The following is a 4,897-nucleotide window of genomic DNA, read 5'->3' on the forward strand; positions in this document are numbered from 1 at the left end:
GTTGGTGAACTTCAGGAAAAAAGAAGTATAAAAACGCTTCAAAATACTCGCTTAATGCTTCTTTCCAGTGTTCATCATAATTGGCGGTTGGTTGTTTCATGGCAAGTCGCTACCAATTGGAAAGTTAGGCACTCATCTAAATCTATTATTCCCCATAAATATCATCAATGCCACTTGTCGTCACAAAACTTCCCATGAGAGCAACCTACATCTACATCTTTGTTTTAACATTTATTGCTAAAACTATATAATGCCGTCAGATAAAGGGGGTCGGAACCAACGGAACCGGGGAAGATATCCTTAACTAAAAAAGGAGTTGACATGATTTTTTCCTGAATTAAAGAGTAAAAATTAAACAATTAAGTGGGTGGGTGGAATTAAATATAAGATGAACGTAGGTTGGGTTGAAGCATGAAACCCAACGCCTGCATGGGTTACGCTACCGCTAACCCATCCTACAAATAATTGTGCCTCCCTACTTAAGTCGCCAAAGAAGGCACCATCCACACCGATTGAGAGCCATCGAGGTCGGTGTCTGGTCCAATTAGCGCCGGGTTGCGGTAGCCCGGCAGGACAGAGACGGCAAAAACCTCCTCCACGCCGCTATTGAACCAAAAAGTTGCCACCAGTTGACAGGTAGCTAGGTTGACAATAGCCAACCCGCACCGCAATTGATTACGCCGCTCATCCAGGGGTAAACCGCCAAAAATCGCCGTTTCCCGCACTTGGGACAACCCGACAAAGGCGTGACCTTCCCAACAGTCTAAACCCCGGGTAAAACCGGGCAACTCGGCGATGATTTCCGTGCTGCCAGTTTGGGGATGCCAACAGTTCAAGGTTCCATAACCGGAATTGAGGAAATAGAGATTACCCTGATAAAGGCGGGGAGAATGGGGCATAGCTAAACCCCGCAGAATCACCTCTCCCCTAGCCACATCAATTAAGCATCCGCCCTGGGCCTTATTCTCTCGCCAGAGGCTTTCCTCGTTGGTTTCCCCCAATGCCGTCACATAAGTGGGAGTGCCGCTATTTTCAGCCATAGCCAAGCCATTGAGGTGGCAGCGGTCTCCGGGGACTAACTCGGTAATAAAGGGCGGTTTCCACTGGGGGAGAAAACTCCAATTTCCTTCGATGGTTGCCAGACAGTTAAATAGGGTATTGACCACCCAAAGGCGATTACTGCCAAAAGCCAAATCATGACCCATAATCGGACCGGTGAGGTGGGAGGAACGAGCTAAAAAGGCGATATCCTGTTCCCCTTCCGGTTTAATCTGGGGGGCAATCTCTCGATTGGCGGGTAAATGCCAAATTGCCTGACGAGCGCCCACAGCAATTCCGGTAGCGGTTCGGGTTAAACCCATTGCTTGGTCAAAATGGGCGAAACTCACCCGTATTTGTCCTTGATAAGTGCCAATGCTGGCCACTCGTCCCGCTTGGTAGGTGGAAATCAACACTGAGAGGTCAAGCTGGTTGAGTAATTCCGGCAGATTGAGGCTGTACTCATAATTTACCGGCACTGCTTGGCGCTGAGATGGACTCGCTGCCGGCGCTTGGGTATCTGAAAACTGGTTAGTCTTGGGCGGCAAGCTGTCCATAGAGTTTTTTTGCATAGATTAACATCGATTGTGATAATTGATTATTGTCTATGGTTTATTCTGGTTTCAGTTGGTATTAATGGGGTCTATTATAAACAAATTAATCAATATTATTTATAAACTTTTCTTAACTTTTTTTGTATCAAATTTACTTGAACGGGAGCATTAAATATTTATGATTGAGTTTGTGTAAAACACTTTTGCAATTATGGAATTGACCAGATCTAGCCAAGAATTTAGCTTAAGCTTATTCTTTTGGATATAAACTTGATTCTAGAAAAACTATTGGTAATCAGAAAATGCTGACTTCATCGCCTCCCAATCTCTCGCAACTTGCCCTTTTATTTCTCAAAATCGGCATTATCGGTTTTGGTGGTCCGGCTGCCCATATCGCTTTAATGGAGGAAGAAGTGGTTAAGCGTCGCGGTTGGATGACTAAGGAGCGATTTCTCGATTTGGTGGGGGCAACTAATCTGATTCCTGGTCCTAATTCCACGGAAATGGCTATTCATATCGGTTATATTTTTGGTGGTTTAGCGGGTTTAATAATCACGGGGGTTTGTTTTATCACTCCTGCGGTGTTAATTACGGGTTTTCTAGCTTGGATTTATACTACCTACGGGACTTTACCGGATGTGGCTCCGATTTTTGCGGGGATTAAACCGGTAGTAATTGCGGTGATTTTTCAGGCCCTCTGGCGCTTAGGCAAAAAGGCACTGAAAACCCGTCAATTACTCTTCATCGGATTGGGAGTTATCGGATTATTAATCTTAGGTTTAAATGAAATTATCGCTTTACTGTTAGGGGGAATTATCGGGATGTTTATCCTCAAAAAATTCGCTACTTTCCCCCTGATTGTGGCAGGAATAGGCGGTGCGACGGCGGTTGCTACTCCTAGCAATATCCCACCGACATTAACAGGATTAGGGCTATTTTTTCTCAAGGTGGGTAGTGTTTTATTTGGTAGTGGTTATGTGTTAGTTGCCTTTTTAGAAGGGGATTTAGTGCAGGGGAGAGGATGGTTAACCCAGCAACAATTATTAGATGCTATTGCTGTGGGTCAATTTACCCCCGGTCCGGTATTATCCACCGCCACTTTTATCGGTTATCAAATATTAGGAGTATCGGGGGCAATTGTGGCGACTCTAGCGATTTTCTTTCCTTCTTTTATCTTTGTTTTATTACTTAATCCTCTTATTCCTAAGCTGAGAGAATCGGTTTGGGCGGGTGCTTTTTTAGATGCAATTAATGCTAGTGCCGTGGCTTTAATGGTAGCGGTAATTTTTAATTTAGCTCTAGCTACTTGGTTACAACCCTACGGGAATTTACCTTTTAATTTATTGGCTATCATTCTATCTCTTATTTCTGCTATTCTTTTACTACGTTTTCAGGTTAATTCTACTTGGTTAATTCTTGCTGGTGCGCTTATTGGTTTACTATTGAAACAATTAGCTTAGGGGGAAATAAGTAAATGGTTCTAATTAAATATTAAGATATATTTTGCCTTTGATTCCCCCTTGATCCCCCCTTAATAAGGGTTGATCCCCCCTTGATCCCCCCTTAATAAGGGGGGCGGTGATTCGTTAAACTTTTGCCATTGATGTAGTTGGTTCTCTGAGCTTTTCTACCCAGTTATAAATCTGATCGCGATTTAGTCGATAGCTGAGGGGATGAGCGATTAATCGAGCGCTACTAGCAAATAATTCGGCAATTTCTACTAAACCATTTTCCCGTAAAGTTCGACCGGTGGAAACTAGGTCAACTATCGCTTCTGACATCCCCGTAATCGGGCCTAATTCTACGGAACCATAGAGAGGTATAATCTCGACGGGAATATCTAAACGACGAAAATAGTCCTTAGCACAATTGACAAATTTTGAGGCAACTTTACCGTGATGGGGAATATCTAAGGGACTTTGATAGGGACTATCAGCAGGGACAGCTACCGACATCCGACAGTAACCAAATTTTAGGTCAATTAAATTAGCCACATCGGGAGATTTTTCCAATAAAACATCATAACCGGCGATGCCTAATTGTGCCTGACCGTATTCTACATAAACTGGTACATCTGTTGCTCTGACTAATAACGCTTTCGCTTGGTTAGTGGGTTCAGTAATCTGTAATTGGCGATTTTTTGAGTCAAGAAAGGCACTAAAATCTAAGCCAATTTTCTGAAATATTTGGATACTTTCGTTTAGTAAAGCACCCTTCGGTAAGGCAATTGTTAGCATAGAGGGAATTATGAATTGGGAAGTGGGGAGGTGGGGGGAAGTGGAAATTATGAATTATGAATTATGAATTATGAATTATGAAGTGGGGAGTGGGGAATGGGGAGAAGGGAGCAGGGAAAACAAATAAAAATAGTCTCCTGACTCCTATCTCCTATCTCCTGACTCCTGACTCCTGAATTCTGACTCCTGACTCCTGACTCCTAACAGCTAAAATCATAACTGATAACCGAGATGGCAGTAAGTTCTCTAATGACCACATCAGCTAATTGTAAATCTGGATGGGTTTCCGGTTGCCAACTAATTGCGATCGCAGCTGCTGATTTTGCCTGTTTAGCCATTTCCCAATCGGCCCTAGTGTCCCCCACCATCAGGGTTTTGTCCACTGCGGTCCCCAAAGCTTGACAGGTTTCTTGCAATAATAAGGGATCGGGTTTACTTAAACCTCGATCGCAGCCCCGGGCAATTTTAATATAATTTAATAGGCCATTTTCCTTGACAAATTGCTCCACTCGTGCTGTGGTATCGGAGGAAAGAATCGCCAATTGTAAACCGGCCGCGTGCAGATAACGAATTACTTCTAAACATTGGGGATAGAGGGGATTGAAGCGGGGGGGAACCTTTTCATCGGCCGCTTGAAAGGCTACTTTTGCGATCGCCATAGCCGTTAACCAATCCCGGCCGGTGGAAGCAATACAACCGGCAGCGACGATATGATTATCTCTGCGGCTGCCCACTGCCATTAAACCAGCAGGATTGAGACTATTTGCCCCAATACCGAAAGTTTTAGTTAATAAAGACTCTAAACCAGGGATTTGCGATTCAATGGCTTGTATCCGGGCTATAGCTCGATCGTACCAGAAAGCTCGCGAATCCTCTAGCGTACCGTCCTTATCAAAAACAATCCCTTGAATATCTCTAAATTCTCGATTACCACAGCGAATTATCGGCAAATAAACCCCCTTATTTTTATCTATATTGTCAGTCATCATTTTAGCTCTCAGGAGACAGGATTAAGGAGACAGGATTCAGGAGACAGGAGATTATTTCTATTTATTCTCCCCACACCCC

At 43.7% G+C, this 4,897-nt stretch carries 4 protein-coding genes; 1 reads left to right on the top strand and 3 read right to left on the bottom strand.

Going from position 1 to position 4,897, the window contains the following annotated elements; translation table 11 throughout:
* Positions 1 to 479: 479 nt before the first annotated feature.
* The gene (locus tag MICAI_RS03655) at positions 480 to 1,595 is read right to left on the bottom strand and encodes a TIGR03032 family protein (protein WP_039899556.1); all 1,116 of its coding nucleotides are present in this window, start codon (positions 1,593 to 1,595) and stop codon (positions 480 to 482) included.
* A 299-nt stretch (positions 1,596 to 1,894) separates the two neighbouring features.
* Between MICAI_RS03655 and chrA the strand changes: the two genes are divergently transcribed.
* Positions 1,895 to 3,052: a chromate efflux transporter gene (gene chrA, locus MICAI_RS03660; protein WP_008197916.1), complete on the top strand. Its 1,158-nt coding sequence runs from the start codon at positions 1,895 to 1,897 to the stop codon at positions 3,050 to 3,052.
* A gap of 126 nt (positions 3,053 to 3,178) precedes the next feature.
* On the opposite strand, the gene hisG is transcribed toward chrA, so the two are convergent.
* Together hisG and MICAI_RS03670 are read right to left on the bottom strand one after the other, a co-directional pair.
* Entirely contained in the window at positions 3,179 to 3,829 is a 651-nt protein-coding gene (hisG, locus tag MICAI_RS03665) for an ATP phosphoribosyltransferase (protein ID WP_008197919.1), read from the bottom strand.
* A gap of 200 nt (positions 3,830 to 4,029) precedes the next feature.
* Complete coding sequence (locus tag MICAI_RS03670; protein ID WP_008197921.1) at positions 4,030 to 4,818, bottom strand: HAD family hydrolase; 789 nt, start codon at positions 4,816 to 4,818, stop codon at positions 4,030 to 4,032.
* Between the last annotated feature and the right edge of the window lie 79 nt (positions 4,819 to 4,897).

It is taken from the genome of Microcystis sp. T1-4 (genome assembly GCF_000297435.1).
GTDB lineage: Bacteria > Cyanobacteriota > Cyanobacteriia > Cyanobacteriales > Microcystaceae > Microcystis.